1 protein-coding gene is annotated in these 2,594 nt (G+C 73.9%); it reads right to left on the bottom strand.

Features of this window, described 5'->3' with window-relative positions; translation table 11 throughout:
- On the bottom strand, window positions 1–2,594 hold a 2,594-nt coding region (locus ACZ4VL_RS40360; RefSeq protein ID WP_468210959.1), incomplete at both ends, for an SDR family NAD(P)-dependent oxidoreductase.

Genomic DNA, 2,594 nt, shown 5'->3' with positions numbered 1-2,594 from the left:
GCCTGCGTGCCCAACAGCTCGTCCCGCAGGAACGCCGTCAGCGCGGCGGCGGACGGGTAGTCGAAGATCAGCGTCGCCGGCAGCGACACACCGGTCGCGGCACCGAGCCGGTTGCGGAGCTCGACCGCGGTCAGCGAATCGAACCCGAGCTCCTTGAAGGCACGGTCGGCCCCGACCGCCTCCGAACCGTCATGCCCCAGCACCGCGGCGACCTGCGCCCGCACCAGACCGAGCAGCTCCCGCTCCAACTCGACAGCACCGAGACCGGCGAACCGCTCGACCGGGGATCCGCCGACGGCCTCGGCGGGGCCGGCGGGCCCGGCGGGCCGGGTCTCCACCAGTTCGGCGAACAGGGTGCTCGGGCGGACGACGGTGAACGCGGGGCCGAAGCGCTCCCAGTCCACGTCGGCGACCAGCAGTGCCGCGTCGGCGGGCGACGCGATGGTCTGCCGCAGCACAGCCATGGCCGTCTCCGGCGCCATGGGCGGGAGACCCTCGCGCCGCATCCGGGCGTCCAGCGCCTTGTCGGCGGCCATGCCGCCCTCGGCCCACGGACCCCACGCCAGGGAGGTCGCGGCCAGGCCCGCGGCCCGCCGCTGCTCGGCGAGCGCATCGAGATGGGCGTTGGCGGCGGCATAGTTGGCCTGGCCGGCGGCGCCGGTCATACCGCTCATCGAGGAGAAGAGCACGAAGGCGGAGAGCTCGATAGCGAGCTCGACGGTGAGCTCGTGCAGGTTGCGGGCCGAGTCGACCTTGGCCCGCAGCACGGTCTCGAACCGCTCCGGGGTCAGGGCGTCCAGGACACCGTCGTCCAGCACGCCGGCGGTGTGGACCACCGCGGTGAGGGTCTCGGCCTCGGCCGTCAGCAGCATACGGAGCGCGTCGCGGTCGGCGGCGTCGCACGCCACGACCGACACCTCCACACCCAGCTCCACCAGCTCCGCCGCCAACTCGGCGGCGCCCGGAGCATCCGGGCCCCGGCGGCTGGTCAGCACCAGCCGCTCCGCACCCGCACCGGCCAGCCAGCGGGCCACGCGCCCGCCGAGGGCGCCCGTACCACCAGTCACCAGCACCGTCCCGGACGGCGTCCAGGCCCGGTCGTCCTGGCCGCCGGAGGCACGGACCAGTCGGCGTCCGAAGACCCCGGAGGAACGAACCGCGACCTGGTCCTCGCCGGTGCTGCCGGTCAGTACGCCCGCCAGGCGGGCCATGGCTCGCTCGTCCCAGACCTCGGGCAGGTCGACCAGACCGCCCCAGCGTCCGGGCAGTTCCAGCGCAGCCACCCGGCCCAGGCCCCACGTCTGAGCCTGCACCGCCGACACCAGCCGATCGGAACGGCCCACGCTCACCGCACCACGGGTCAGGCACCACAACGGCGCCCCCACCCCGGCATCACCCAACGCCTGCACCAACACGGCCGTCGCGACGACACCGGTCGCCTCGTCCAGCGCCAGCAGCGACACCACACCCGCGACGCCCTCGACCCCGGCCAGCAGACCGGCCACAGCGGCACGGTCCACAGCGGCACGGTCCGCACCGGCCTCGACGACGACCCGCCGGACCTCGGCACCACGCCCGGCGAGGGCGCCCACCACGGCGGTGTCGTCCACGCCCGCGGCAGCAGGCGTCACGACCAGCCAGGAACCGGACAGCCGAGCACCGGAGGTGTTGTCGGTCAGCGGCTTCCACGACACCCGGTAGCGCCAGCGGTCCACCTCGGACCGGGTCCGCAGACCGCGGCGCCAGGCAGACAGGGCCGGGAGCGCCGGCAGGACCGTGCCCCAGGTGTTCTCGTCGGCCATGTTCAGGGTGGCGGCCAGCGACTCCAGGTCCCCGCGCTCGACGGCGTCCCAGAACTGGGAGTCCAGCTCGTCGGCGGTGCCGGGTCGGGTGCCGGCGCTCGCCATCGGCAGCCAGTAGCGCTGTCGCTGGAAGGCGTACGTGGGCAGCTCCACCTGCCGGGCGCCCGAACCTGCGTAGAAGGAGGTCCAGTTCACCTCGATGCCGCGCGCGTGGACCTGGGCCAGCGAGGCCACGACGGTGTCGGCTTCGGGACGGCCGTTGCGCAGCACCGGCACGAAGGCGGCGCCCTCGCCGGTGACGCACTCCTGGCCGATGGCCGAGAGGACACCCGGACCGAGTTCGAGGTACGTCGTGACGCCCGCGCCTTCCAGGGCCCGCAGGCCGTCGAGGAAGCGGACGGCCTCCCGGACGTGCCGCACCCAGAACTCGGCGGAAGCCATCTCGTCTGCGACGAGAGCACCGGTCAGGTTCGACACGACCGGGATCCGCGGAGCGGCGAAGGACAGCCCGCCCACTACCTGGCGGAAGTCGTCCAACATGCCGTCCATGTGCGGCGAGTGGAAGGCGTGGCTGACCGTCAGCCGCTTGGCCTTCCGGTCGGTGAACGACCCGGCGATCGCGACCGCCGCGTCCTCGTCACCGGCGATGACCACCGACTGCGGGCCGTTGACCGCAGCGATGCTCACCCCGTCGGTCAGCAGCGGCAGGACCTCGTCCTCCGACGCCTGGACGGCGATCATCACGCCACCGCCCGGGAGGGCCTGCATCAGCCGGCCGCGGGCCGCGACCAG

The organism is Streptomyces sp. NPDC029014 (assembly GCF_055564695.1).
Note: the sequence above shows the minus strand (reverse complement) of the source record. Positions and strands in the feature narration are given on the sequence as shown.